The sequence below is a fragment of the Citrobacter sp. T1.2D-1 genome, from assembly GCF_950098555.1.
Classification (GTDB): domain Bacteria; phylum Pseudomonadota; class Gammaproteobacteria; order Enterobacterales; family Enterobacteriaceae; genus Citrobacter_A; species Citrobacter_A telavivensis.
Genome location: NZ_CATNHH010000007.1, coordinates 54,416 through 78,037 on the forward strand (window position 1 = coordinate 54,416; position 23,622 = coordinate 78,037).

The following is a 23,622-nucleotide window of genomic DNA, read 5'->3' on the forward strand; positions in this document are numbered from 1 at the left end:
TCATCTGGTTTAGCGCGCTATTGCCTGGCCACCGCTGAACCCACGCTTTCTGAGGTGATAACAATGAAAATGAAGAAAAGTCTCGTCGCCCTTTGTTTATCCGCAGGGTTATTTGCCAGTGCGCCGGGCATCAGCCTGGCTGACGTTAACTATGTGCCGCAAAATACCAGCGCTGCGCCGACGATTCCGACGACTGCGCTCCAGCAGTTAACCTGGACGCCGGTTGACCAGTCCAACACGCAAACGACGCAGCTTTCGACTGGCGGTCAGCGTCTTGACGTGGCTGGCATTTCCGGTCCGGTTGCCGCGTACAGCGTACCGGCGAACATTGGGGAGTTAAACATCACGCTCTCCAGCGAAGTGAACAAACAGACCAGCGTATTTGCGCCCAACGTCCTGATTCTTGATCAGAACATGACGCCTTCTGCGTTCTTCCCGAGCAGCTATTTCACCTACCAGGAGCCCGGCGTGATGAGCGCGGATCGCCTGGAAGGGGTTATGCGCCTGACGCCAGCACTGGGCCAGCAGAAACTTTATGTTCTGGTCTTTACGACCGAGAAAGATCTCCAGCAGACCACCAAACTGCTCGACCCGGCGAAAGCCTATGCCAAAGGGGTGGGTAACTCTGTTCCGGATATTCCGGATCCGATTGCCCGTCATACCACCGACGGCCTGCTGAAGCTGAAAGTGAAAACCAACAGCAGCTCCAGCGTGCTGGTGGGGCCACTGTTTGGTTCTTCCGGCCCAGGTCCGGTGACGGTGGGGAATACTGCCGCCCCTGCGCCGACCTATGCTGCACCTGTTGCCGCGCCGGTGGTGACTCCTGCACCTGCGAAGAAAAGCGAGCCGATGTTGAATGACACCGAAAGCTACTTTAACAAAGCGATTAAAGACGCCGTTGCCAAAGGCGACGTTGATAAAGCGCTGAAACTGCTTGATGAAGCTGAACGTCTGGGATCGACATCTGCCCGTTCCACCTTTATCAGCAGTGTAAAAGGCAAGGGGTAATGTTCTCCCCACATTGCTGATTTGCAACAACTGGTGCGTCATCTGGCGCACCTTTTTTTTAGCATTTCCTGCGACTTGTTACGCTTCTGTTGCGCAACAGATCACTTAATTATGTTTCCATCTCCCGTAAGCTCTTTTCTGCGATACAATGCCTTTCAGTTATGAAACGGAGAGTCAGGCATGTCACACCCCGCGTTAACGCAACTGCGTGCGCTGCGCTATTTTGAAGAGATCCCCGCCCTGGACCCAGAACAGCTCGACTGGCTGCTACTGGAAGATTCCATGACAAAACGTTTTGAGCAGCAGGGAAAACGGGTCACTGTGACACTGATCAGGGAAGGATTTGTGGGTCAACATGAGGTGGTGGAAGAGCTAACCCGACTGCCAAAAGAAACCCGCTACTGGCTGCGTGAAATCCTGTTATGTGCCGATGATGAACCCTGGCTGGCCGGACGCACCGTGGTGCCCGAATCCACGCTGTCTGGCCCTGAGCTGGCCCTACAAAATTTGGGCAAGACCCCGCTGGGGCGTTATCTGTTTACATCATCGACGTTGACCCGAGATTTTATTGAAATTGGTTGTGATGTCGGGCTGTGGGGACGCCGTTCCCGACTGCGACTGAGCGGTAAGCCGCTGATGTTGACCGAACTGTTTTTACCCGCATCACCGTTGTACTAAGAGGAAAATAAAATGGAGTGGAGTCTGACGCAGAATAAGCTGCTGGCGTTTCACCGCTTGATGCGTACGGATAAGCCCATCGGCGCCTTACTGCTGCTCTGGCCGACGCTGTGGGCGCTGTGGGTGGCGACCCCTGGAGTCCCTCAATTGTGGATCCTAGCGGTGTTTGTCGCCGGGGTCTGGCTGATGCGTGCCGCCGGATGTGTGGTTAATGACTATGCCGATCGGAAATTCGACGGGCATGTTAAACGCACGGCGAACCGCCCGTTGCCCAGCGGCGCGGTGACGGAGAAAGAGGCCCGGACGCTGTTTGTCGTGCTGGTGGTGCTCTCGTTTCTACTGGTGCTGACGCTCAATACCATGACCATTCTGCTGTCAATTGCGGCGCTGGCGCTGGCGTGGGTCTATCCGTTTATGAAGCGCTACACCCATCTACCGCAGGTGGTGCTGGGGGCGGCGTTTGGCTGGTCGATTCCGATGGCCTTCGCGGCGGTGAGTGAATCGGTACCGTTGAGCTGCTGGCTGATGTTCCTGGCCAACATTCTGTGGGCGGTGGCCTACGACACGCAGTACGCGATGGTTGACCGCGATGACGATCTGAAAATCGGCATCAAATCGACCGCCATTCTGTTTGGCGAGCATGACAAGCTGATCATCGGTATCTTGCAGGTGGCGGTGTTGGCGCTGATGGCGCTGATTGGTTGGCTGAACGGCCTGGGGCTGGGCTATTACTGGTCTGTACTGGTCGCTGGCGCGCTGTTTGTCTGGCAGCAGAAGCTGATTGCCAACCGCGAACGTGAAGCGTGCTTCAAAGCGTTCATGAACAATAACTACGTGGGACTGGTACTCTTTATCGGTCTGGCGATGAGTTACTGGCACTTATAAAGCATCTTGTCCGATGGCGCTGCGCTTATCGGGCCTACCAAACGGTAAGCTGATGTAGGCCGGATCAGGCGGAACGCCGCCATCCGGCAATCTGACATAAAAAAAGCCGGTCATCTCGACCGGCTTTTCTATGTATTACTCGCCTTGTGTTGCGCTCTCAATCGTCAGGCGCACATCCGACGTGATGAGCTCCGCCAGCATCTGATACACCTTCATCGTTTCGCCCGGTTCCGCATCGCCGGTATCGCTGATGTAACCCTCGTCACGCAGGGTCAGCACCAGTGAGCTGAACACCGCCTTGTCGAAGAATTCCGGTGCGTTGATACCGTGCAGCACGGACAAACGCTGCGCCACGGTGCGGCTTTCTTTCTCCAGCGTCCCGCGGTTGATAGACGGGTTGGCGCTCAGCAGCCAGAAGGTGATGGCATAGCGTTGCAGCGTTTCGCGCGCGCCCGCCGCCAGCAGTTGCAGCGTGCGGGAGTGGGCCGGGTTGATATGCAGCTCGTCGTCCTGAACGGTAATCAGCCCCTGACGCTGCATTTCAGCCGTCAGCGCGTCAATCACGCCTGCCAGTTCATCACGCTCCCAGCGCAGGAACAGCTCGGCTTTCAGCATCGGGTAGAGCACGTCAACGTGTTGCAGCAGCGCTTCGCGGGAAATATGACGATGCTGGGTGACGATCGCCGCCATCAGTGAAGGCAACACCAGCATATGCGCGATGTTATTGCGATAGTAGGTCATCAGCACCGCCTGCTCGCGCGGCAGAATGATGATATCGCCAATGGTATCCTTCTCGACTTCGAACTTGTTCATCTGCAACGCGTGATCGATAAGATCGCCGGCGCTGACAGATGGCACGGTCGAATCAGAGGAATACGGCACATTGCGCATCAGATCCAGATAACAGTTGAGCTGCTCGGTCAGTTGCTCGCGGGTCAGCGAACGCTGACGAGAAGCTAACAGCGCGGTGCAGCACAGGTTCATGGCGTTTGCCGCACCCGCGTTGTTAATACGCACCATCAGCTCTGCCGCAATCCCGTTCACCGTTGGCGTCAGCCAGGCCGGACGCACGGCTTCGATAGGATCGATAGACTCGCGCCACTCCGGCACGTGGTGATTCAGGTACGTCATCAACGGCATCGGCTCGCCAAAGTTCACGTAGCCCTGACCGAGATTACGCAGCTTGCTCAAGCCACGCAGCATCTGCGGCAGACTCTCTTTCTCTTTGGTTGCCCCGCGCAGCTCTTTGGCATAGGTTCCCACTTCCATCACGTGTTCGTAACCGATGTAAATCGGCACCAGGGTGATCGGACGGGTGCCACCGCGCAGCATCGCCTGGATAGTCATCGACAGCGTGCCGGTTTTCGGATCCAGCAGACGACCGGTACGGGAACGACCGCCTTCGACAAAGTATTCAACCGAGTAGCCGCGGCTGAACAGTTCGCCCAGATACTCACGGAAGACGGTGGAATAGAGCTTATTGCCCTTAAAGGTACGACGAATAAAGAACGCGCCCAGGCGGCGGAAGATCGGGCCTGCCGGCCAGAAGTTCAGGTTGATACCCGCGGCAATATGCGGCGGCACCAGCCCCTGGTGATAGAGCACGTATGAGAGCAACAGATAGTCCATGTGGCTGCGGTGGCAGGGAACATAGACAATTTCGTGCCCGTCGTGCGCCAGCTGGCGCACGCGCTCAGCGTTGTGAACGTTAATCCCCTGATAGAGCCGATTCCAGGTGAAGCCCAGGATACGGTCAGTCAGGCGAATCATCTCGTATGAGAAGTTGGCGGCGATCTCTTCCATCAGCGCAATCGCGTTTTGCTGCGCCTTTTCATGGGAGATTTTCTTGCTGCGCGCTTCATCTTCTACCGCGCGGGCAATCGCTTTGGACGCCAGTAGCTTGTTGAAGAGATCCTGACGTGCAGGCAGACGTGGCCCCACGGCAGCCAGTCGCTGACGGGCAAAGTGCATACGCGCCACGCGTGCCAGTTTCTGCGCAATGATTTTATCCGTGCCGTGCTCATCGGCCATGCGGCGCAGGGAGACGGAAGGAGAGAAACGGACAAAGCTGTCGCGACCCAGCCAGGAGACGGCAAAGAATTTCTGGATGCCGTTAAGCATACGCAGCGGCGGGTTAACCTCACCCTTCTCGCGACCCGGTGAGCGTCCAAACATCACCGACACCGGCACCATTTGCACATCCAGATCCGGATTGCTGCGATGCAGGTCGAGATAGTTATGGAACAGCTTAATGGACTCTTCTTTCGGCGTGTAATAGGTGAACACCCGCGGTCCGCCGTGAATGAACACATAGCGCGGCAACTGCGTACCATCGATCTCCAGCGGCTCTAATGGGTCGGGGAGATCGTGCGCCAGGCATTGCGCGCGCAGCGTCAGCAAGTCCGCTTTGGAGTTGTACGGTAAAACGTACATAATTGGACGAGAGGTATCGAGTCCTAACTCCGGGGCAGGATCTGCCGGAATAGACTTGCTTTTTACCAGTACGCTTAATGGTAAATTCAGGATTTTGTAGTAAATTCGTGGCCAGCCGGACATAAACGATGTAAAGCCTCTGGTTAATAATGCAATTGCGTTGCAAGGATATCAGAAAGTCATGTGAATTTCTGGTGTATCCCGTCATACTTCGCGCCGCGTTGCCTTAACTCGAATCACATGAGTTAACAAGACAATGTCATTGACGCCAATAATGCAAAAAGGTTCTTTTAATGGCTAATAATACCACTGGATTCACCCGAATTATCAAAGCCGCAGGCTATTCCTGGAAAGGTTTTCGCGCCGCGTGGATTAACGAGGCCGCGTTCCGTCAGGAGAGCGTGGCGGTTCTGCTGGCCGTGGCTATCGCCTGTTGGCTGGATGTGGATGCCATTACGCGCGTGCTGTTGATTGGCTCCGTCATGCTGGTCATGATTGTTGAAATCCTGAACAGCGCCATCGAGGCCGTGGTGGACCGTATTGGTTCTGACTATCACGAACTCTCTGGTCGCGCAAAAGATATGGGCTCGGCGGCGGTGCTGCTCTCTATCATTGTGGCGCTGATCACCTGGGGCATCCTGCTGTGGACACATTTTCGCTAAGGTTTTTTCGACCCTGATTCCATAACAGGTTAAATCTGCTGTTGAATGTGCAGTTTGTGGTTCCAAAATCACCTTTAGCTGTATATACTCACAGCATAACTGTATATACACCCAGGGGGCGGAATGAAAGCGTTAACGGCCAGGCAACAAGAGGTGTTTGATCTCATTCGGGATCACATCAGCCAGACAGGTATGCCACCGACGCGTGCAGAGATCGCACAGCGTTTGGGGTTCCGTTCCCCAAACGCGGCTGAAGAACACCTGAAAGCGCTGGCGCGTAAAGGAGCAATTGAAATCGTCTCCGGCGCTTCTCGCGGCATTCGACTGCTGCAGGAAGAAGAAGAGGGTTTACCGCTCATCGGTCGTGTTGCGGCGGGCGAACCCTTGCTGGCGCAGCAGCACATTGAAGGCCATTATCAGGTGGATCCGTCTTTGTTTAAGCCGAATGCCGATTTCCTGCTGCGCGTCAGCGGAATGTCGATGAAAGATATCGGCATTATGGATGGCGATTTGTTGGCGGTACACAAAACCCAGGATGTGCGTAACGGCCAGGTGGTTGTGGCGCGTATCGACGACGAAGTGACGGTCAAACGCTTGAAAAAACAGGGCAACAAAGTTGAGTTGCTGCCTGAAAACAGCGAATTTAAACCTATCCTGGTTGACCTTCGCGAACAGAATTTCACCATCGAAGGATTGGCCGTTGGCGTCATCCGTAACGGTGAATGGCTGTAGTATTCCTGTAGGCCGGATGAGGCGTTTACGCCGCTATCCGGCACTCTCACCACTCTCACCACTCTCGTTATGACCTCTTCTCAGGCTCGCTCCATGCCGTTTTTTGCTCCTGCTGACAAAGCGCTCTGGCGTCTCGCCTTACCGATGATTTTCTCCAATATCACCGTTCCGCTGTTGGGACTGGTGGATACGGCGGTCATTGGTCACCTGGACAGCCCCGTGTATCTCGGCGGGGTGGCGGTGGGGGCGACGGCAACCAGTTTTCTGTTCATGCTCCTGCTCTTTTTACGCATGAGCACGACCGGGTTGACGGCGCAGGCGTTCGGTGCGAAGAATCCTCAGGCGCTGGCGCGGGCTCTGGTGCAACCGCTGATCCTGGCGTTGGGCGCAGGGGCAGTGATTGCGCTCTTTCGTACACCGATTATCGATCTGGCGCTGCACATTGTGGGTGGTAGCGAAGCGGTACTGGAACAGGCAAGACGGTTTCTGGCCATTCGCTGGCTGAGCGCCCCGGCATCGCTGGCGAATCTGGTATTGCTCGGTTGGTTACTGGGCGTACAGTACGCGCGTGCGCCGGTGATCCTGCTGATTGTCGGCAATATCCTGAATATTGTGCTCGACCTCTGGCTGGTGATGGGGTTGCACATGAACGTGCAAGGAGCCGCGCTGGCGACGGTGATCGCGGAATATGCGACGCTGCTGATCGGTTTGTTGATGGTGCGTAAAGTGTTGCACCTGCGTGGCGTCTCCCTCGTTATGCTCAAACAGGCCTGGCGGGGAAACATTCGTCGCCTTCTGGCGCTCAATCGCGACATCATGCTGCGTTCACTGCTGCTGCAACTTTGCTTTGGCGCTATCACCGTGCTGGGGGCCAGACTGGGCAGCGATATCATCGCCGTTAACGCCGTATTGATGACGCTGCTGACATTTACGGCCTATGCGCTGGATGGCTTTGCTTACGCCGTGGAGGCGCATTCTGGTCAGGCCTATGGTGCCCGCGACGGCAGTCAGTTACTGGAAGTCTGGCGTGCCGCGTGCCGCCAGTCAGGTATCGTCGCGCTGCTGTTTTCACTGGTTTATTTACTCGCCGGCGAACCGATCGTTGCGCTGCTGACATCACTACCACAAATCCAACAACTGGCCGATCGCTACCTGCTCTGGCAGGCGATTTTGCCTCTGGTCGGCGTCTGGTGCTATCTGCTGGATGGCATGTTTATCGGCGCAACGCGGGCGGCTGAAATGCGCAACAGCATGGCGGTGGCCGCCGCCGGGTTTGCGCTGACGCTATTCGCGCTACCCGTGTTGGGTAATCACGGTTTATGGCTGGCGCTGGCGGTATTTCTGGCGCTGCGCGGGCTGTCATTAGCCTGGATCTGGCGGCGTCACTGGCGAAACGGAACCTGGTTTACTGTCTCGTAATGGTTAAAGATTCTGAATAGTGAATTTAACCCAGAATCTATGACTACACTTAATCTCACGTCCAGCAGAAAACGAACGCAGTTGGGCGGTTTACTCTCACTATTCACAGCCTAATAAAGAGGACTTTATGATGAATAAAGACGAAGTCGGCGGTAACTGGAAACAGTTCAAAGGTAAAGTGAAAGAGCAGTGGGGCAAACTGACCGATGACGATATGACGGTCATTGAAGGTAAGCGTGATCAACTGGTGGGTAAAATCCAGGAACGTTATGGTTACGCGAAAGACCAGGCGGAGAAAGAGGTCGATAGCTGGGAAAAACGCAACGACTATCGCTGGTAATCCCCCCTCTTACCCGTGAGTACAAGGATGTACACCCCTCTGTTTGCTTCGGGCGGCATCGCGTGCCGCCCACGCCCTTAACGGGGCTTCTTTTTAACCTGAATCGAATGGTCGTGCTGGCACTCGCCAGGATGACGACAGGCTTCTACTTCCACGCAGGCTGAACATAATCCGTGTGCTTCAATGACATTGTGGCGCAGGGCAAATCCCATCTTCGCTGCCAGCGTATGCATAATGTCTTCCACGCCTTCCGCACACTCTTCCTTCACCGCGCCGCAGCGGTCACAGATAAACATGGCGGAAGTATGGGTCGGCTGATCGAACAGGTAGCACAACACGTAGCTGTTGGTGGATTCGACCTTATGCACAAACCCTTGTTCAAGTAGAAAATCGAGGGCGCGATAGACCGTTGGCGGCTTGGCCTGCGGTTCGGATTCACGCAGCAGGTCGAGCAGATCGTAAGCGCTAATCGCGCCTTCCTGCAGGCTCATCAGACGCAACACTTCGAGGCGCTGTGGGGTCAGGCGCACATTGCGTTGCGCGCACAGTTTTTCAGCTTGCGCCAGCAACTCTTGCGTTGTGGTCTTTTCCATTGGGCACCTCGGATCGCGTGGAGTAAGAAAACCCTCACTTTATCATGTTATGGGAGAAACGCCGAGTTCCAGGCCAGAGCGATAAATCGCCCGCTAATCTTTCCCTGATTTACAAACTCTTCTATATATATTGAGGCATGTCACAAAAATAAACGCCCCGGCGATAAAAGGACGGGGCAAAACAGGCAACTTTTTCCTTGTTAATCACAGCAATGCTCCAGCTTTGTCCGGTTGATACTGGCAGAGACGATTTTCACCTGCGAATAAAATGGGCTTACTGTGAATAAAAATTTGAATATTTTGGTGGTGGCGATGACGGGCTCGCTGTTGGCGTCTCAAACCGCGAGTGCCGCGAATTCCTGGACAGAAGCGCGTAATGACGCGATGGGCGGCACGGGCGTGGCGTCAGCAAATTATGGCAGCGGCGTACTCATCAACCCGGCATTATTGGCGAAGTCACAGCCGGATGATGACATTACGGTGATCTTCCCGGCTATCGGTGGACAGATTTCCGACAAGGATAATCTGCGCGATAAGATTGATGATGTCACCGACGACGTGAATAACTACCGCCGCTCCCTGGACAATATCAACCCTCTCGATCTCTTTGTTCCCGGCAGCGCAGGCTACCGGCAGGTGTCTAATGCCGCGGGCGATCTGGCTGACCAACTGGAATCCCTGAAAGGGAAAACGGCCAGTGCGAAAGCCGGGGGCGGGCTTGCGGTCAGCATTCCGAACGATGTGTTAGCCGTGGCCTTTGTGGCGAAAGCCAACGCCCGCGCCCGTGTGAGTTCGTCTATTGATCAGGGCGACATTGACACGCTGCGCGGCGTTGAAGCGGTGCCTTCCAGCATCCTGGCGGTGGATCCTGAGAACCTTAAGTCAAAAGGGTTTGGCCGCGCCGCCATTGTCTCTGATTACGGTGTCGCGGTGGCTCGCCAGTTCGACCTGGGCGGCGTACCGGTTTCGGTTGGCGTGACGCCGAAACTGCAAAAAACCTGGCTCTACAACTACACGGTCTCGATTTACGATTTCAATAGCGACGACATCAACAGCAGTCGCTATCGCAATGATGATACCGGTTTTAACGTTGATGCGGGCCTGGCCGCGGACTTTGGCGAACACTGGACGGTTGGCCTGAGCGGGCAAAACCTGTTCTCTCGCGATATCGACACAAAAGAGGTGGCTGGCGTCCGCGATACTTACCAGATTCGACCGTTGGTCACCGCCGGTGTGGCGTGGCACAACGATCTGCTGACGCTGAGCGCAGACGGTGATTTAACCGAAACTAAAGGCTTCAAAAGCGAGGAAAACTCACAGTATGTTGGCGTCGGTGCTGAAGTCCGACCGCTCGACTGGTTGGCCGTCCGTGCCGGTTATCGTGCTGACGTGAAGGACAATGACAGCAATGTCTTCACCGGCGGTGTCGGGTTTGCCCCGTTCAATCGCGTCCATCTTGATTTGATGGGGCTGTACGGCGAGGACGAAACCTGGGGTGCAGGCGCGCAGGTCAGCGTGACGTTCTGATGAGGATGGCGGGGCAGTATGCCCCGTCTTTCAGCCATGAGCTGCTTTAGTCAACGTATCGTTAATCCATTGATTTACACTTTTCCCGGAGACTTCGGCGGCGATGTTAATCGCCGAATGCACCTCCGGAGAAATACGCAGACTGATCTTTCCACTAGCCGGGCGCAGAGGTTCTCTGCCTTGTTCAGCACAGTAAGAAAGGTAATCATCGACCGCTTCTTCGAAGGCATTGCGAAGATCGGAAACGTTGTCGGCATGGAAACCAATCACATCACGTATACCGGCAACATGCCCGACGAAGCACAAATCTTCGTCACTGTAATCAATTTTGGCGGCATAGCCTTTATAAGTCATGGTGTTCATGGGATCACTCCTACTGCGATAAGAAAGGCCATAGCATCCTTGACCTGATAAACTTTGGCTTCCTTTTCAGGATGTGGGCGATGAAAAGAGGCCACAACCTGATTGATTTCAAATCTGACACGGGATCCGTTCCCCTCTGAGACCTTTGCACCTAAGGCAACAAACAGCGCCTCAATTTTTCGCCATTCCAGCGCCGCAGGCGTTGGTAGTGAGAAAATCTGCTGTAATGTTTTTTTGGTATCTGGCGCTTAGTGATGTCATATCAATGCCGTTTCCTTGTGAGTATAATGCCCGCCAGGACAATTTGATGCTATCATTTTTTGATAGCACATCAAGGTGAATCGTATCCCTTTCCTGCCTGTGCTATAGTAGCGCCCCCAAATCACCGGATGCTCAAAAAATCACCATGTCACCAGAATTACAATCCGTCTTTCCGGCCCACCGTTTTTCCATCGCGCCCATGCTCGACTGGACGGACAGGCACTGTCGCTATTTCCTGCGCTTGTTGTCTCGCCAGACGTTGCTCTACACCGAGATGGTGACGACGGGGGCGATTATTCATGGCAAAGGGGATTATCTGGCGTACAGCGAAGAAGAGCATCCGCTCGCGCTGCAACTGGGCGGCAGCGATCCGGCAGCGCTGGCGCACTGTGCGAAGCTGGCTGAGGCACGCGGCTACGATGAGATTAACCTCAATGTCGGCTGTCCTTCCGATCGCGTGCAGAACGGCATGTTTGGCGCCTGTCTGATGGGCAATGCGCAACTGGTGGCGGATTGCGTAAAGGCGATGCGCGACGTGGTGTCGATTCCGGTGACGGTGAAAACCCGCATTGGTATTGATGACCAGGACAGCTATGAATTTCTCTGTGATTTCATCAGTACGGTGTCCGGTCGCGGTGAGTGCGAGATGTTCATCATCCACGCCCGCAAAGCCTGGCTTTCCGGGTTAAGTCCGAAAGAAAACCGTGAGATCCCGCCGCTGGATTATCCGCGCGTTTATCAACTGAAACGCGACTTCCCGCAGCTGACGATGTCCATCAACGGCGGCATTAAGTCGCTGGATGAGGCGAAGGCGCATCTCGAACATATGGACGGTGTGATGGTTGGCCGCGAGGCTTATCAGAACCCGGGTATTCTGGCCTCTGTCGACCGCGAAATCTTTGGCTCCCCGACCGCTGATGCCGATCCGGTGGCGGTGGTGCGGGCCATGTATCCCTATATCGAGCGCGAACTGAGCCAGGGGACGTATCTCGGCCACATTACGCGCCATATGCTGGGTCTGTTCCAGGGGATCCCTGGGGCGCGCCAGTGGCGTCGTTACCTGAGCGAAAACGCCCATAAAGCCGGTGCCGATATCAATGTGCTGGAGCATGCGCTAAAGCTGGTTGCCGATAAGCGGTAGATTTTCACTAAAAGTTAGTCAATTTCACCACGCCCTGCAAAAATTTACGGGGCGTTTTGTTGATAAATCAACAAATTAACTTTGGCATGATTTTTGTAATGGATTGTGCAGGAATTCATTATGGGAGAGCATCATGCTGGAACTACTTTTTGTGCTTGGCTTCTTTATCATGCTGATGGTCACCGGCGTCTCGCTGTTGGGCATTCTGGCTGCGCTGGTTGTCGCCGCGTTCGTGATGTTCCTTGGCGGCATGTTTGCACTGATGATCAAACTGCTGCCGTGGCTACTGCTGGCTGTTGCCGTAGTGTGGGTGATCAAGGCGATTAAGTCGCCGAAAGTCCCACAATATCAGCGCAATAACCGTTGGCGTTACTAAAGATGTGAGGGATGCGTCACAACCTGTAATTTTGGCGTCATAACCAAATAGGAATTGATCGTCAAATCTGTCAGTATTGCGCGTCTAACAGATTCATCGAGCTGTACCCTACATACAGCCGAACAAAAAAAGAAAGGGCTTCCCAATGGGAAGCCCAATTTCTTTCTCCCTGTCATAATTAAAGCTGCAGGTGTGTTGGCTGCTGTCACTCACCCCAGTCACTGATTTCAGTAAGCTCCTGAGGATTCGTTCCATTGCCGCCTTCCTGCAACTTGAATGATTCAGGGGAGCCAGGCAGTTAAGGAATCAGCAAACTGGAACCCTGCGTCGCCCGACTCTCCAGCACTTCATGTGCTCGCCGCGCCTCTTTCAACGGATATTTCTGACTGTCTGCCACATCCACTTTGATCACACCGCTGGCGATCAGCGAAAACAGTTCGTTGCTGGCTTCGGTCAGTTCTTCCGCGTTGGTGATGTAGCCCTGAAGAGAAGGGCGCGTGGCGTACAGGGAACCTTTCTGATTCAGAATCCCCAGGTTCACGCCGGTCACTGGCCCCGATGCGTTGCCAAAACTGACCATCAGTCCACGACGTTGCAGACAGTCCAGCGAGGCTTCCCAGGTATCCTTGCCGACGGAGTCATAGACCACGCGGACTTTTTTACCGCCGGTTATCTCTTTTACCCGCTCGACAATGTTCTCTTCGCGATAGTTAATCACCTGCCATGCGCCGGCATCCAGTGCCCGCTGCGCCTTCTGCGCGCTGCCGACGGTGCCAATCAGTTTCGCGCCGAGTGCTTTTGCCCACTGACAGGCAATCAGCCCGACGCCGCCAGCGGCCGCGTGGAACAGGAACGGTTCGTCGGGCTTGATTTCGTAAGTTTTGCGCAGCAGATAAAAAACGGTCAGTCCCTTCAGGAAAGAGGCAGCAGCCTGCTCATAGGAGATGGCATCAGGCAGGATAGCGGCCTTATCAGCCGGTACGTTGTGGACTGAACTGTAGGCGCCGAGCGCGGACTGCGCATACACCACGCGATCGCCCACGTTAATATGGCTGACGCCGCTGCCGACTTTGACGACGACGCCAGCCGCTTCGGTCCCTAAACCGCTGGGCAGCGCGGGAGGCGGATAGAGCCCGCTACGAATATAGGTATCGATAAAATTAATGCCGATCGCTTTGTTTTCGACCTGGATTTCGTTCGCCGCCGGATCGGAGGGGGTAAAGTCCACGGCCTGAAGCACGTCAGGGCCGCCATGCTTGTGAAATTCAATTCGTGTTGCCATGATTTCTCCAGTATCATCGGAAGATTAGCTTCAACTCACTTTTATCTCGGTAACTCCATTCACTATGGCAGGAAATAAACCCTTCAACAAACAACAGACTGATGTCCGTGACCGCGACCCACAGGTTGCCGGACTGAAAGTACCGCCGCACTCGATTGAAGCGGAACAGTCGGTGTTGGGCGGTTTAATGCTGGATAACGAGCGCTGGGACGATGTCGCCGAGCGCGTGGTGGCGGAAGATTTTTATACCCGTCCACATCGTCACATCTTCACCGAGATGGGACGGTTGCAGGAAACCGGCAGTCCGATTGACCTGATTACGCTCGCGGAATCGCTGGAGCGACAAGGGCAACTGGACAGCGTCGGCGGTTTTGCTTATCTGGCTGAACTCTCCAAAAATACGCCAAGTGCGGCGAACATCAGCGCGTATGCGGATATCGTGCGCGAACGCGCGGTAGTGCGCGACATGATCGCCGTTGCCCATGAAATTGCCGATGCGGGTTTTGATCCGCAGGGGCGCACCAGTGAAGACTTGCTCGATCTCGCCGAGTCACGCGTCTTTAAAATCGCGGAAAGCCGCGCCAATAAAGACGAAGGACCAAAAAACATTGCCGATGTGCTCGACGCAACCGTCGCGCGTATCGAACAACTGTTCCAGCAGCCGCACGACGGGGTGACGGGCGTTAACACCGGCTATGACGATCTCAACAAAAAGACCGCTGGCCTGCAGCCGTCAGATCTGATTATTGTTGCGGCACGTCCGTCGATGGGTAAAACCACATTTGCGATGAACCTCGTCGAAAACGCGGCGATGTTGCAGGATAAACCGGTTCTTATCTTCAGCCTCGAGATGCCCTCTGAGCAGATTATGATGCGTTCTCTGGCATCGCTGTCCCGCGTGGATCAGACCCGTATTCGTACCGGACAACTGGACGATGAGGACTGGGCGCGGATTTCCGGCACAATGGGCATTCTGCTGGAAAAACGTAACATCTATATCGATGATTCCTCCGGTCTGACGCCAACGGAAGTGCGCTCCCGCGCGCGCCGTATCGCCCGCGAACACGGCGGTATCGGGCTGATTATGATCGACTACCTGCAGTTGATGCGAGTGCCGTCGCTGTCCGACAACCGTACGCTGGAGATTGCTGAAATTTCCCGCTCGCTGAAAGCGCTGGCGAAAGAACTGCATGTGCCGGTCGTGGCGCTGTCGCAGCTTAACCGCTCGCTGGAACAACGTGCCGATAAGCGTCCGGTCAACTCCGACCTGCGTGAATCCGGCTCCATCGAACAGGATGCCGACTTGATCATGTTCATCTACCGTGATGAGGTTTATCACGAGAACAGCGATCTGAAAGGTATTGCGGAAATCATCATTGGTAAGCAGCGTAACGGCCCCATCGGGACGGTGCGACTGACCTTTAATGGACAATGGTCGCGCTTTGATAACTATGCGGGACCGCAGTACGACGACGAGTAAATCTCCGTCCTTCTTTTATTAAGGATTTGAAATGCAAGCGGCAACTGTAGTGATTAACCGCCGCGCTCTGCGACACAACCTGCAACGTCTGCGTGAGCTGGCACCCGCCAGTAAGCTGGTTGCGGTCGTGAAAGCGAACGCTTACGGACACGGTCTGTTAGAGACCGCGCGAACGCTCCCCGATGCTGACGCTTTTGGCGTGGCGCGTCTCGAAGAAGCGCTGCGTCTGCGAGCGGGTGGGATCACGCAGCCCATCCTGCTGCTGGAAGGCTTTTTTGAGGCGGCCGATTTGCCCACCATTTCCGCGCAGCGCCTGCATACGGCTGTCCATAACCAGGAACAACTGGCCGCGCTGGAAGCCGCCGAACTGGATGAACCGGTAACCGTGTGGATGAAACTCGACACCGGTATGCATCGCCTGGGTGTCCTTCCCGAAGAGGCGGACGCCTTCTGGCAGCGCCTGACGCAATGTAAAAACGTGCGTCAACCGGTGAATGTCGTCAGCCATTTTGCCCGTGCGGATGAGCCGGAATGCGGTGCGACTGAACGGCAGCTTGATGTGTTCAATACCTTTTGTGAAGGCAAAGCGGGTCAACGCTCAATTGCCGCGTCCGGCGGGATTTTACTCTGGCCGCAGTCACATTTTGACTGGGTGCGACCGGGCATTATTCTCTACGGCGTGTCGCCGCTGGAAAACCAGTCCACGGGAGCGGATTTCGGCTGCCAACCGGTGATGTCGCTGACCTCCAGCCTGATCGCCGTGCGCGAGCATAAAGCGGGTGAGCCGGTAGGCTATGGCGGAACGTGGATCAGTGAACGTGATACGCGCCTTGGCGTCGTGGCGATGGGCTATGGCGATGGTTACCCGCGCGCAGCGCCATCCGGTACGCCGGTGTTGGTGAATGGCCGCGAAGTGCCGATTGTGGGCCGCGTGGCGATGGACATGATTTGCGTTGATCTTGGGCCGCAGGCGACTGACCAGGCCGGTGACCCGGTGATTTTATGGGGAGAGGGCCTCCCGGTTGAGCGTATTGCGGCAATGACTAAAGTTAGTGCTTACGAACTGATCACCCGCCTGACCTCACGGGTGGCGATGAAGTACGTGGATTAAGTACGCCGGTTCCTGCCGGATGGCGCTAACGCTTATCCGGCCTACAAGGTGTTGCCGGGATGCCGGATGGCGCTACGCTTATCCGGCCTACAATATGTTGCCGGGATGCCGGATGGCGCTAACGCTTATCCGGCCTACAATATGTTGCCGGGATGCCGGATGGCGCTAACGCTTATCCGGCCTAAAAGCGTTTCCCGTATATCGCGCACGGACCGTAGGCCGGATAAGGCGATTACGCCGCCATCCGGCAATATTCCCACCAGGCGCTCGATCTTCCTCTCCATCCGGTTTATTGTGTCTTAACCCCTGCCTGTAAACCTGGAGAACCATCGCGTGTTTCAAAAAGTTGACGCCTACGCTGGCGACCCGATTCTGTCGCTCATGGAGCGGTTCAAAGAAGACCCGCGTAGTGACAAAGTGAATCTGAGTATCGGCCTGTATTACAACGAAGACGGGATTATCCCGCAGTTGAAGGCCGTGGAGGAAGCCGAAGCGCGTCTTAACGCGCAACCGCACGGTGCCTCGCTGTATCTGCCGATGGAAGGGTTAAATACCTATCGTCATACTATCGCGCCATTGCTGTTTGGAGCTGACCATCCGGTTCTCCGGCAGCAGCGAGTGGCGACGATCCAGACATTGGGCGGCTCTGGCGCGCTGAAAGTGGGGGCCGATTTCCTGAAGCGCTATTTCCCGGATTCCGGTGTGTGGGTCAGCGACCCGACGTGGGAAAACCACATCGCCATTTTTGAAGGGGCGGGATTTAACGTCAGCACATATCCCTGGTACGACAATGCCACCAACGGCGTGCGTTTCAACGATCTGTTAGCGACCCTGAAAACCCTGCCTGCGCGCAGTATCGTCCTGCTGCATCCTTGCTGTCACAACCCGACCGGTGCAGATTTAACGCATGCGCAGTGGGATGCGGTTATCGAGATCCTGAAAGCGGGCGATCTGATCCCGTTCCTCGACATTGCTTATCAGGGCTTTGGTGCCGGTATGGACGATGATGCCTATGCTATCCGCGCGATTGCCAGCGCCGGACTGCCAGCGCTGGTCAGCAACTCGTTCTCGAAAATCTTCTCTCTGTACGGCGAGCGCGTCGGTGGGCTTTCTGTTGTCTGTGAAGATGCAACTACCGCAGGTCGCGTGCTGGGGCAACTGAAGGCGACCGTCCGCCGTAACTACTCCAGTCCGCCGAACTTTGGCGCACAGGTGGTCGCGACGGTACTCGGCGATGAAGCGCTGAAAGCCAGTTGGCTGGCGGAAGTGGAGGCGATGCGAACCCGTATTCTGGCCATGCGTCAGGAACTGGTGAACGTGCTAACCGCTACGATTCCGGGACGTAATTTCGACTATCTGCTGCAACAGCGCGGTATGTTCAGCTACACCGGGCTGAGCGCGGCTCAGGTCGATCGCCTGCGTGACGAGTTTGGCGTCTATCTGATCGCCAGCGGACGCATGTGCGTGGCTGGTCTGAACGTGGCGAATGTGCAGCGCGTGGCGAAGGCTTTTGCCGCAGTCATGTAATTGCCAGGCCAGATAAGCGCAGCGTCATCCGGCAAAACGCCACTGGCCGGATGACGACGAATCGCCTTATCCGGCCTGGTAATGGTCTCTTCCATACTTATGTGATCCTCCTCCTTTTCCGGGACAAAACCGCAGAAAATCCTTCCTTTCACCTGCCGCCGGGGTTATGGTCAGAGGGTTTTTTGAACAATTGGTCTAATAAAATGATAACTAAATGACTTAACAGGGAAAAATATGCGAAGGCTCACACTGGCGCTGAGCGCCATCTGCTTGTTATTCACATTAAACCATTCCGCCAGCGCGCTGGCCTCTTCTCCTTCTCCGCTCAATCCAGGTACTAACGTTGCGAAACTCGCGGAACAAGCCCCCATTCACTGGGTTTCCGTGGCGCAGATCGAAAACAGCCTCGCTGGTCGTCCGCCGATGGTCGTTGGTTTCGACATTGATGACACCGTGCTGTTTTCCAGCCCTGGCTTCTGGCGCGGTAAGAAAACCTGGTCCCCTGACAGCGAAGCGTATCTGAAAACCCCGGCATTCTGGGAGAAAATGAACAACGGCTGGGATGAGTTCAGTATTCCAAAAGAGGTCGCCCGTCTGCTGATCGATATGCACGTCCGTCGCGGCGACAGCATCTTTTTTATTACCGGACGTTCGCCGACAAAAACCGAAACCGTGTCGAAAACGCTGGCCGATAACTTCCACATTCCGGCGACAAATATGAATCCGGTGATTTTCGCCGGAGATAAGCCCGGTCAGAACACCAAAACGCAGTGGTTGCAGGATAAAAATATCCGCATGTTCTATGGCGATTCGGACAACGACATTACCGCCGCGCGCGATGCGGGCATTCGTGGGATCCGAATCCTGCGCGCCTCAAACTCGACTTACAAACCGCTGCCGCAGGCTGGCGGGTATGGCGAAGAGGTGATCGTAAACTCGGAGTATTAAAAAGCGGGGAGGGCATTTGCTGTTTTTTTAAACAAAATTGATCTGTCAGCTTTTACCTTTTGCAGTCTTGCTGCACACTGAGTAGATGACATTTCAGTGGAGCATCACGCTTGCAAGGGGAATAACGATGACCAATTCGGAGTTACTGCAATACTGCATGGCGAAAATCGGCGCGGAGCAGAGTGTGCACAGTGACTGGAAAGCCACACAAATCAAAGTTGAAGATGTGCTCTTTGCCATGGTGAAAGAGGTGGAAGATCGCCCGGCGGTATCTCTGAAAACCAGCCCCGAACTGGCAGAACTATTACGCCAGCAGCACAGCGATGTGCGTCCGAGCCGACATCTCAATAAGGCGCACTGGAGCACCGTCTACCTCGACGGCTCGTTGCCGGATTCACAAATCTATTATCTGGTGGATGCGTCCTACCAACAGGCGGTTAATACGCTACCGGAAGAGAAACGCAAACAGCTGCAATGAACAACGCCGTTCACATCTTCACATGAACGGCGTTTTGCGTTTTACAGCATCGGTTTGAGGAAGCGGGCAGTATGCGATGTTTCACATTCCGCCACGGTCTCAGGGGTACCGGAAACGAGGATTTCCCCACCGCCGCTACCGCCCTCCGGTCCCAGGTCGACTATCCAGTCCGCCGTTTTGATAACGTCCAGGTTGTGCTCAATCACCACGATAGTGTTGCCCTGATCGCGTAACTGATGGAGCACGTCCAGCAGTTGCTGAATATCAGCAAAGTGCAGACCGGTAGTCGGTTCATCCAGAATATAGAGCGTCTGACCGGTACCGCGTTTCGACAGTTCGCGCGCTAACTTCACGCGCTGCGCTTCGCCACCGGAAAGCGTCGTCGCCGACTGGCCAAGACGAATGTAGGTCAGCCCTACGTCCATCAGGGTTTGCAGCTTACGCGCCAGCGCCGGGACGGCATCAAAGAACTCGCGGGCTTCTTCGATAGTCATATCCAGCACTTCGTGGATGGTTTTACCCTTGTACTTAATCTCCAGCGTTTCGCGGTTATAGCGTTTGCCTTTGCACTGGTCGCACGGCACGTAAATATCCGGCAGGAAGTGCATCTCGACTTTAATCACGCCATCGCCCTGACAGGCTTCGCAACGCCCACCACGAACGTTAAAGCTGAAACGCCCTGGCGTATAGCCGCGTGAGCGCGACTCCGGTACCCCGGCAAACAGTTCGCGCACCGGCGTAAAGACCCCGGTATAGGTCGCCGGGTTGGAACGCGGCGTCCGCCCAATCGGGCTCTGGTCGATGTCGATAACCTTGTCGAAATGCTCCAGCCCCTGCACGTCGCGGTACGGCGCCGGTTCGGCGATCGTTGCGCCGTTCAACTGGCGCTGAGCAATCGGGAACAGCGTATCGTTGATCAAGGTCGATTTACCGGAACCCGACACGCCGGTGATGCAGGTGAACAGCCCCACGGGCAGGGTCAGCGTCACGTCTTTCAGGTTGTTGCCGCGTGCGCCGGTCAGTTTCAGCACTTTTTCCGGATTCGCTGGCACGCGCTGTTTCGGCACTTCAATCTTGCGCTTGCCGCTCATGTACTGGCCGGTCAGTGATTCCGGTACCGCCATAATGGCTTCCAGCGGACCTTCGGCAACCACTTCGCCGCCGTGGACGCCGGCTCCCGGACCGATATCAATCACGTGGTCAGCGGCGCGAATTGCATCTTCATCGTGCTCCACCACAATCACGGTATTGCCAAGATTACGCAGGTGGATCAGCGTCCCCAGCAGACGTTCGTTATCGCGCTGGTGAAGACCGATGGACGGTTCATCCAGCACGTACATTACGCCGACCAGCCCGGCACCAATCTGGCTTGCCAGACGAATACGTTGGGCTTCGCCGCCGGAGAGCGTTTCTGCGGAGCGCGACAGCGTCAGATAGTTAAGGCCGACGTTGACCAGGAACTTGAGGCGATCGCCAATCTCTTTGAGGATTTTCTCTGCAATCTTTGCCCGCTGGCCTGCGAGTTTGAGATTGTTAAAGAAGTCCATCGCGTGGCCGATGCTCATGTCGGAGATGGTCGGCAGCGGCGTATTCTCAACGAAGACGTGGCGCGCTTCGCGACGCAGACGGGTTCCTTCACAGCTGGCGCACGGGCGGTTGCTGATGAACTTGGCTAGCTCTTCACGTACCGCACTGGATTCCGTCTCTTTATAGCGGCGTTCCATGTTGTGCAGCACGCCTTCAAACGGATGGCGGCGCACGGAGGTGTCGCCACGATCGTTCATATACTTAAATTCAATATTGTCTTTACCGGAGCCGTACAGCACCACTTTGTGCACGTTCGCATTCAGGCTGGCCCACGGGGCCTCAACGTCGAACTTATAGTGCTCCGCCAGCGATTTCAGCATCTGGAAATAATAGAAGTTCCGACGATCCCAGCCGCGGATGGCTCCGCCTGCCAGCGACAACTCAGGGTTCTGGATCACGCGATCGGGGTCGAAATACTGCTGTACACCGAGGCCGTCGCAGGTTGGACAGGCACCCGCCGGGTTGTTAAAGGAGAACAGGCGCGGTTCCAGTTCGCGCATGCTGTAGCCACAAATTGGGCAGGCGAAGTTGGCGGAAAAGAGCAGTTCTTCTGCTTTTTCGTCGTCCATATCGGCAACTACCGCCGTCCCGCCGGAAAGTTCCAGCGCGGTTTCAAACGATTCCGCCAGACGGGTACTGAGATCGTCACGCACTTTGAAACGATCGATCACTACCTCGATGGTGTGTTTCTTCTGCAGTTCCAGCTTGGGCGGATCGGAGAGGTCACACACTTCGCCATCAATGCGGGCGCGGATATAACCCTGGCTTGCCAGGTTTTCCAGCGTTTTGGTGTGCTCGCCCTTACGCTCTTTAATGACCGGCGCCAGCAGCATCAGGCGCTTGCCTTCCGGTTGTGACAGGACGTTATCCACCATTTGACTGACGGTCTGCGCCGCCAGCGGGACATCATGATCCGGACAGCGCGGTTCGCCAACGCGAGCAAACAGCAGACGCAGGTAGTCGTGGATCTCGGTAATAGTACCGACCGTGGAGCGCGGGTTATGAGACGTCGACTTCTGTTCAATTGAGATAGCGGGCGACAGCCCCTCAATATGATCGACATCCGGCTTTTCCATTAGCGACAGAAACTGACGCGCATAGGCAGAAAGGGATTCAACGTAACGACGCTGTCCTTCGGCATACAAGGTGTCGAATGCGAGCGAGGATTTGCCTGACCCCGAAAGCCCGGTCACGACAATCAGTTTGTCGCGGGGGATGACGAGGTTGATGTTTTTGAGATTATGGGTGCGGGCGCCCCGAACTTCGATCTTATCCATTCACCTTTCCCGGATTAAACGCTTTTTTGCCCGGGGCAGCAGGGTGCCACCGGCGATCACAAACGGTTAATTATGACACAATAAAACCTGAATGGATATACAGTATTGGAATGCAAAACACAGAGTCTTGTGTAACAATACCCGGCTGAAGTTGTTTCGCGGAATCCGCGTCGCAACGTAGTAAAATCGCTATTGGTAATGCTACAATCGCGCGTTTACACTTATTAAGAAACGTTTTCAGGAGACTCGATCATGGCCAGCAGAGGCGTAAATAAGGTTATTCTCGTGGGTAATCTGGGCCAGGACCCGGAAGTACGCTACATGCCGAATGGTGGCGCTGTCGCCAACATCACGCTGGCTACTTCCGAATCCTGGCGTGACAAGCAGACCGGCGAGATGAAAGAGCAGACGGAATGGCACCGCGTTGTGCTGTTCGGCAAACTGGCGGAAGTGGCCAGCGAATATCTGCGTAAAGGTTCTCAGGTCTACATTGAAGGTCAGTTGCGTACCCGCAAATGGACCGATCAGTCCGGTGTTGAGAAATACACCACGGAAGTGGTGGTGAACGTTGGCGGCACCATGCAAATGCTGGGTGGTCGTCAGGGTGGTGGCGCCCCGGCGGGTGGTCAGCAGCAACAGGGCAGTTGGGGTCAGCCTCAGCAGCCACAGGGCGGTAACCAGTTCAGCGGCGACGCGCAGTCTCGTCCGCAGCAGCAGTCTGCGCCAGCAGCACCATCCAATGAACCGCCGATGGATTTCGACGACGATATCCCGTTCTGATCATTATTCATGTCGAATTCTCAGTATCGTTATAAGACCCCGTGAAAACGGGGTTTTTTGTCAGTTTATCTCCCGCAAAGTAAATAAACCTACATACTTTTCAATAAGATAATTAAATTGCCTGTGATCAAATCGTAGGTGGGATTATCGGTTATCCTGCGTTCGCAACTTTCACCCATTAAGACTGAACCTTGCCGGGCTTTTCAGGGAAACACGATCAGCCTGTCAGCGAACATAAGGAAATTAGAATGAACAAAGCCATTTTAATGCCGGTTGATATTCTGGCGATGGACCTTTCTGACAAAGCGATTGCCTGGGCCGATCACATGCTCAATAGAGAAGAGGGCGTTCTGCATCTCCTGCACGTTTTCCCCAAGCTGCACACGTCGCCGATTCGCGGTTTTGCTTCGGATATCAAAAAATACGAAGAGTACATGACCAACGATGCGCAGGAGAAAATGCTCGCCCTGGCGAGAAAATTCAAAACGCCGCTGGAGAGGATTCGCTTTGAAGTCCGTCATGGCAATATTCGTGATGAAGTGAATAACGCGGTAATCGCACATAACGCCGAAATGATTATTATCGGCTCGCGCAAGCCGGGGATTGCCACCCATCTGCTGGGCTCGGCAGCCGCCAATATTTTACGTTACGCAAAGGTACCGGTAATGGTTGTGCGTTAATCCGTTATCGCATTTGAAAAAAGGCCTCCCAATATGGAAGGCCTTTTTATTGCC

At 55.1% G+C, this 23,622-nt stretch carries 24 protein-coding genes; 18 read left to right on the forward strand and 6 right to left on the reverse strand.

Features of this window, described 5'->3' with window-relative positions; translation table 11 throughout:
* Positions 1-63 precede the first annotated feature (63 nt).
* The 3 genes from malM to ubiA all read left to right on the forward strand — a co-directional run bounded on the left by malM (position 64) and on the right by ubiA (position 2,571).
* Positions 64-1,008, forward strand: a complete 945-nt coding sequence (malM, locus tag QQZ17_RS08600) for a maltose operon protein MalM (RefSeq protein ID WP_152401419.1) — start codon at positions 64-66, stop codon at positions 1,006-1,008.
* 180 nt (positions 1,009-1,188) lie between these two features.
* Positions 1,189-1,686: a chorismate lyase gene (ubiC, locus tag QQZ17_RS08605; protein ID WP_152401421.1), complete on the forward strand. Its 498-nt coding sequence runs from the start codon at positions 1,189-1,191 to the stop codon at positions 1,684-1,686.
* A gap of 12 nt (positions 1,687-1,698) precedes the next feature.
* The gene (gene ubiA, locus QQZ17_RS08610) at positions 1,699-2,571 is read left to right on the forward strand and encodes a 4-hydroxybenzoate octaprenyltransferase (protein ID WP_152401423.1); all 873 of its coding nucleotides are present in this window, start codon (positions 1,699-1,701) and stop codon (positions 2,569-2,571) included.
* A 135-nt stretch (positions 2,572-2,706) separates the two neighbouring features.
* On the opposite strand, the gene plsB is transcribed toward ubiA, so the two are convergent.
* A complete protein-coding gene (gene plsB, locus QQZ17_RS08615) occupies positions 2,707-5,127 on the reverse strand; it encodes a glycerol-3-phosphate 1-O-acyltransferase PlsB (RefSeq protein WP_152401425.1) in 2,421 nt (806 codons plus the stop codon).
* 170 nt (positions 5,128-5,297) lie between these two features.
* Between plsB and QQZ17_RS08620 the strand changes: the two genes are divergently transcribed.
* From QQZ17_RS08620 to QQZ17_RS08635, 4 genes are all read left to right on the forward strand, one after another.
* Positions 5,298-5,666: a diacylglycerol kinase gene (locus tag QQZ17_RS08620; RefSeq protein ID WP_152401427.1), complete on the forward strand. Its 369-nt coding sequence runs from the start codon at positions 5,298-5,300 to the stop codon at positions 5,664-5,666.
* Between the two features lie 123 nt (positions 5,667-5,789).
* A complete protein-coding gene (gene lexA / locus QQZ17_RS08625; RefSeq protein WP_042321072.1) occupies positions 5,790-6,398 on the forward strand; it encodes a transcriptional repressor LexA in 609 nt (202 codons plus the stop codon).
* A gap of 93 nt (positions 6,399-6,491) precedes the next feature.
* Positions 6,492-7,817 carry an MATE family efflux transporter DinF gene (dinF, locus tag QQZ17_RS08630; protein ID WP_152401429.1) on the forward strand — a complete coding sequence of 442 codons (1,326 nt, stop codon included), beginning with the start codon at positions 6,492-6,494 and terminating at the stop codon, positions 7,815-7,817.
* A gap of 130 nt (positions 7,818-7,947) precedes the next feature.
* Positions 7,948-8,157 carry a CsbD family protein gene (locus tag QQZ17_RS08635; protein WP_042321477.1) on the forward strand — a complete coding sequence of 70 codons (210 nt, stop codon included), beginning with the start codon at positions 7,948-7,950 and terminating at the stop codon, positions 8,155-8,157.
* Positions 8,158-8,234: 77 nt separating this feature from the next.
* Here QQZ17_RS08635 and zur read toward each other — a convergent pair whose 3' ends face one another.
* Positions 8,235-8,750, reverse strand: a complete 516-nt coding sequence (gene zur, locus QQZ17_RS08640; protein WP_042321076.1) for a zinc uptake transcriptional repressor Zur — start codon at positions 8,748-8,750, stop codon at positions 8,235-8,237.
* Between the two features lie 312 nt (positions 8,751-9,062).
* Between zur and traF the strand changes: the two genes are divergently transcribed.
* Complete coding sequence (gene traF, locus QQZ17_RS08645; RefSeq protein WP_152406239.1) at positions 9,063-10,277, forward strand: conjugal transfer protein TraF; 1,215 nt, start codon at positions 9,063-9,065, stop codon at positions 10,275-10,277.
* A gap of 30 nt (positions 10,278-10,307) precedes the next feature.
* Here the strand turns inward: traF and QQZ17_RS08650 are convergent, their stop codons facing one another.
* Positions 10,308-10,640, reverse strand: a complete 333-nt coding sequence (locus QQZ17_RS08650; RefSeq protein ID WP_046493903.1) for a type II toxin-antitoxin system HicB family antitoxin — start codon at positions 10,638-10,640, stop codon at positions 10,308-10,310.
* Complete coding sequence (locus QQZ17_RS08655; protein ID WP_152406240.1) at positions 10,637-10,858, reverse strand: type II toxin-antitoxin system HicA family toxin; 222 nt, start codon at positions 10,856-10,858, stop codon at positions 10,637-10,639. Before QQZ17_RS08655 ends, QQZ17_RS08650 begins: the two co-directional genes overlap by 4 nt.
* Before the next feature lie 188 nt (positions 10,859-11,046).
* On the opposite strand from QQZ17_RS08655, the gene dusA reads away from it, so the two are divergent.
* Together dusA and pspG are read left to right on the forward strand one after the other, a co-directional pair.
* On the forward strand, positions 11,047-12,042 hold the full coding sequence (gene dusA / locus QQZ17_RS08660) for a tRNA dihydrouridine(20/20a) synthase DusA (protein ID WP_152401432.1): 996 nt from the start codon (positions 11,047-11,049) through the stop codon (positions 12,040-12,042).
* A gap of 133 nt (positions 12,043-12,175) precedes the next feature.
* Positions 12,176-12,418: an envelope stress response protein PspG gene (gene pspG / locus QQZ17_RS08665; protein WP_046493907.1), complete on the forward strand. Its 243-nt coding sequence runs from the start codon at positions 12,176-12,178 to the stop codon at positions 12,416-12,418.
* Between the two features lie 298 nt (positions 12,419-12,716).
* Here the strand turns inward: pspG and QQZ17_RS08670 are convergent, their stop codons facing one another.
* A complete protein-coding gene (locus QQZ17_RS08670; RefSeq protein ID WP_152401434.1) occupies positions 12,717-13,700 on the reverse strand; it encodes a quinone oxidoreductase in 984 nt (327 codons plus the stop codon).
* 64 nt (positions 13,701-13,764) lie between these two features.
* Between QQZ17_RS08670 and dnaB the strand changes: the two genes are divergently transcribed.
* The 6 genes from dnaB to QQZ17_RS08700 all read left to right on the forward strand — a co-directional run bounded on the left by dnaB (position 13,765) and on the right by QQZ17_RS08700 (position 19,244).
* Entirely contained in the window at positions 13,765-15,180 is a 1,416-nt protein-coding gene (dnaB, locus tag QQZ17_RS08675; RefSeq protein WP_042321088.1) for a replicative DNA helicase, read from the forward strand.
* Positions 15,181-15,211: 31 nt separating this feature from the next.
* A complete protein-coding gene (alr, locus tag QQZ17_RS08680; RefSeq protein WP_152401436.1) occupies positions 15,212-16,291 on the forward strand; it encodes an alanine racemase in 1,080 nt (359 codons plus the stop codon).
* A gap of 66 nt (positions 16,292-16,357) precedes the next feature.
* Entirely contained in the window at positions 16,358-16,594 is a 237-nt protein-coding gene (locus QQZ17_RS08685; protein WP_152401438.1) for a hypothetical protein, read from the forward strand.
* 30 nt (positions 16,595-16,624) lie between these two features.
* Complete coding sequence (gene tyrB / locus QQZ17_RS08690) at positions 16,625-17,818, forward strand: aromatic amino acid transaminase (protein ID WP_152401440.1); 1,194 nt, start codon at positions 16,625-16,627, stop codon at positions 17,816-17,818.
* A 234-nt stretch (positions 17,819-18,052) separates the two neighbouring features.
* A complete protein-coding gene (gene aphA / locus QQZ17_RS08695; RefSeq protein WP_152401441.1) occupies positions 18,053-18,766 on the forward strand; it encodes an acid phosphatase AphA in 714 nt (237 codons plus the stop codon).
* Between the two features lie 127 nt (positions 18,767-18,893).
* Positions 18,894-19,244, forward strand: a complete 351-nt coding sequence (locus tag QQZ17_RS08700; protein ID WP_061075572.1) for an MmcQ/YjbR family DNA-binding protein — start codon at positions 18,894-18,896, stop codon at positions 19,242-19,244.
* Between the two features lie 41 nt (positions 19,245-19,285).
* Here QQZ17_RS08700 and uvrA read toward each other — a convergent pair whose 3' ends face one another.
* Complete coding sequence (gene uvrA / locus QQZ17_RS08705) at positions 19,286-22,108, reverse strand: excinuclease ABC subunit UvrA (protein ID WP_152401443.1); 2,823 nt, start codon at positions 22,106-22,108, stop codon at positions 19,286-19,288.
* A 252-nt stretch (positions 22,109-22,360) separates the two neighbouring features.
* Here uvrA and ssb1 point away from each other — a divergent pair, with 252 nt between their 5' ends.
* On the forward strand, positions 22,361-22,888 hold the full coding sequence (gene ssb1, locus QQZ17_RS08710) for a single-stranded DNA-binding protein SSB1 (protein ID WP_284554129.1): 528 nt from the start codon (positions 22,361-22,363) through the stop codon (positions 22,886-22,888).
* Positions 22,889-23,136: 248 nt separating this feature from the next.
* Positions 23,137-23,568, forward strand: a complete 432-nt coding sequence (locus tag QQZ17_RS08715) for a universal stress protein (protein ID WP_152401445.1) — start codon at positions 23,137-23,139, stop codon at positions 23,566-23,568.
* The last annotated feature ends 54 nt before the right edge of the window (positions 23,569-23,622 follow it).

Bases quoted from the DNA above. Each gene is read 5' to 3' on its own strand.
- malM (WP_152401419.1), top strand. From the start codon at position 64: ATGAAAATGAAGAAAAGTCTCGTCGCCCTTTGTTTATCCGCAGGGTTA.
- lexA (WP_042321072.1), top strand. From the start codon at position 5,790: ATGAAAGCGTTAACGGCCAGGCAACAAGAGGTGTTTGATCTCATTCGG.
- alr (WP_152401436.1), top strand. From the start codon at position 15,212: ATGCAAGCGGCAACTGTAGTGATTAACCGCCGCGCTCTGCGACACAAC.
- QQZ17_RS08650 (WP_046493903.1), bottom strand. From the start codon at position 10,640: ATGAACACCATGACTTATAAAGGCTATGCCGCCAAAATTGATTACAGT.
- ubiC (WP_152401421.1), top strand. From the start codon at position 1,189: ATGTCACACCCCGCGTTAACGCAACTGCGTGCGCTGCGCTATTTTGAA.
- zur (WP_042321076.1), bottom strand. From the start codon at position 8,750: ATGGAAAAGACCACAACGCAAGAGTTGCTGGCGCAAGCTGAAAAACTG.
- QQZ17_RS08620 (WP_152401427.1), top strand. From the start codon at position 5,298: ATGGCTAATAATACCACTGGATTCACCCGAATTATCAAAGCCGCAGGC.
- aphA (WP_152401441.1), top strand. From the start codon at position 18,053: ATGCGAAGGCTCACACTGGCGCTGAGCGCCATCTGCTTGTTATTCACA.
- traF (WP_152406239.1), top strand. From the start codon at position 9,063: ATGACGGGCTCGCTGTTGGCGTCTCAAACCGCGAGTGCCGCGAATTCC.
- QQZ17_RS08635 (WP_042321477.1), top strand. From the start codon at position 7,948: ATGAATAAAGACGAAGTCGGCGGTAACTGGAAACAGTTCAAAGGTAAA.
- dnaB (WP_042321088.1), top strand. From the start codon at position 13,765: ATGGCAGGAAATAAACCCTTCAACAAACAACAGACTGATGTCCGTGAC.
- ubiA (WP_152401423.1), top strand. From the start codon at position 1,699: ATGGAGTGGAGTCTGACGCAGAATAAGCTGCTGGCGTTTCACCGCTTG.
- dusA (WP_152401432.1), top strand. From the start codon at position 11,047: ATGTCACCAGAATTACAATCCGTCTTTCCGGCCCACCGTTTTTCCATC.
- dinF (WP_152401429.1), top strand. From the start codon at position 6,492: ATGCCGTTTTTTGCTCCTGCTGACAAAGCGCTCTGGCGTCTCGCCTTA.
- QQZ17_RS08685 (WP_152401438.1), top strand. From the start codon at position 16,358: ATGGCGCTACGCTTATCCGGCCTACAATATGTTGCCGGGATGCCGGAT.
- ssb1 (WP_284554129.1), top strand. From the start codon at position 22,361: ATGGCCAGCAGAGGCGTAAATAAGGTTATTCTCGTGGGTAATCTGGGC.
- plsB (WP_152401425.1), bottom strand. From the start codon at position 5,127: ATGTCCGGCTGGCCACGAATTTACTACAAAATCCTGAATTTACCATTA.
- QQZ17_RS08700 (WP_061075572.1), top strand. From the start codon at position 18,894: ATGACCAATTCGGAGTTACTGCAATACTGCATGGCGAAAATCGGCGCG.
- QQZ17_RS08715 (WP_152401445.1), top strand. From the start codon at position 23,137: ATGAACAAAGCCATTTTAATGCCGGTTGATATTCTGGCGATGGACCTT.
- uvrA (WP_152401443.1), bottom strand. From the start codon at position 22,108: ATGGATAAGATCGAAGTTCGGGGCGCCCGCACCCATAATCTCAAAAAC.
- QQZ17_RS08670 (WP_152401434.1), bottom strand. From the start codon at position 13,700: ATGGCAACACGAATTGAATTTCACAAGCATGGCGGCCCTGACGTGCTT.
- pspG (WP_046493907.1), top strand. From the start codon at position 12,176: ATGCTGGAACTACTTTTTGTGCTTGGCTTCTTTATCATGCTGATGGTC.